We start from the raw sequence: 555 nt of genomic DNA, 5'->3' as shown, positions 1-555 counted from the left end.
TCCGAATATAATTCCCCTACCAGGTATTTTTTTAAAGAGTATAAAAGAAAAGAAGGTTACAAAGATGGGTTCAGGGTAACCAAAATGGTGGAATTCAATATAGATGTGTAGCGGAGAGAAGATATCCAGAAGATGAAGTGAAAAGCCAGAAAAAGAGAAGTTAAGAGAAAAAGCTTAACATCCCGTCTATCCCACTTTTTGTACCCTTCAGCATATAAAAAATAGGGAAGCATAACTAAAGCGCTTAGACCTAACCTGTAGGTTGCCAGCGTTAAAGCAGGAGCTTCTGAAAGCCTGATTATGATTGAAGCGGTTGATACAGCCACAATTCCAATAACTGTGACTAAAAATTTCAAACTGAGCTAATGTCTTTCTTGTTAAATAACATATACCGCCACACCCAGCAATTGTTTATCTTTGTTCCCCAATGGTATGGTTTTCAACCCTTTAGCCAGATCCCGTTACACTACCCTTTCCTTATTGGTACCCTGGTGCCCACCTGAAAGTATTTTCTTCATAACTCTTTCAACCCTGCACAGTTTTCATTTTCACTTA

General features: G+C 38.4%; 1 protein-coding gene. It reads right to left on the bottom strand.

Going from position 1 to position 555, the window contains the following annotated elements:
- Positions 1 to 56 precede the first annotated feature (56 nt).
- Positions 57 to 326 (bottom strand): EamA family transporter, encoded by a 270-nt coding sequence (locus HW443_RS14255; protein ID WP_407079799.1) that lies wholly within the window; start codon positions 324 to 326, stop codon positions 57 to 59.
- Between the last annotated feature and the right edge of the window lie 229 nt (positions 327 to 555).

It is taken from the genome of Candidatus Hakubella thermalkaliphila (genome assembly GCF_013281975.1).
GTDB classification, from domain to species: Bacteria; Actinomycetota; Humimicrobiia; order Hakubellales; family Hakubellaceae; genus Hakubella; species Hakubella thermalkaliphila.
Note: the sequence above shows the minus strand (reverse complement) of the source record. Positions and strands in the feature narration are given on the sequence as shown.